This is a genomic window from Xenorhabdus sp. TS4, assembly GCF_014467265.1.
GTDB lineage: Bacteria > Pseudomonadota > Gammaproteobacteria > Enterobacterales > Enterobacteriaceae > Xenorhabdus > Xenorhabdus ehlersii.
In genome coordinates this window covers 1-522 of sequence record NZ_NKHQ01000062.1, presented here as the reverse complement: position 1 = coordinate 522, position 522 = coordinate 1, and the positions used below count along the sequence as shown (strand labels likewise).

Here is a 522-nt window from a genome sequence, read left to right as displayed (position 1 = left end):
TGCCGCAGGCGCGAAAAAAAACATCCCGATATCACTGACGATCATGCGCTGGGTCGCTCACGCGGTGGTTATGGCACCAAAATCCACCTGGCAACCGACGGAAAGGGTTTTCCCCTCAACCTGATGTTGACCGCTGGGCAAGCTCATGAAAGTCAATCCGCCATCCCTTTGCTCGACGGCATTGGTATACAACGCAAAAATGGTTTCATGAAACGACGTGGCAAAGCCGTGCTGGCAGACAAAGGGTATTCGAGTAGAAAGCTCCGCGGTTATCTGCGTAAATTGAGGATCAAAAGCGTTATTCCTTATAAAATCAATGAAAAAGGCCGTGCTGATGGTCGTACGCAATTTGATGAACAGGCTTATCGTGACCGCAATGTTGTCGAACGCTGTTTCGGTTTTCTGAAAGGAAATCGGCGTATTGCAACCCGTTACGAAAAAACCGCACGAAACTATTTGTCCATGGTGAAATTAGGCTGTATTCGACTCTTTTACAGGCGGTTATCTAATTAAGGGACGCAG

At 47.9% G+C, this 522-nt stretch carries 1 protein-coding gene; it reads left to right on the top strand.

What is annotated here, in order from left to right; translation table 11 throughout:
• Nucleotides 1-513, top strand: a 513-nt coding sequence (locus Xets_RS14130; protein ID WP_187651950.1) for an IS5 family transposase, incomplete at its 5' end; no start/stop codon positions are given.
• Nucleotides 514-522 lie beyond the last annotated feature (9 nt).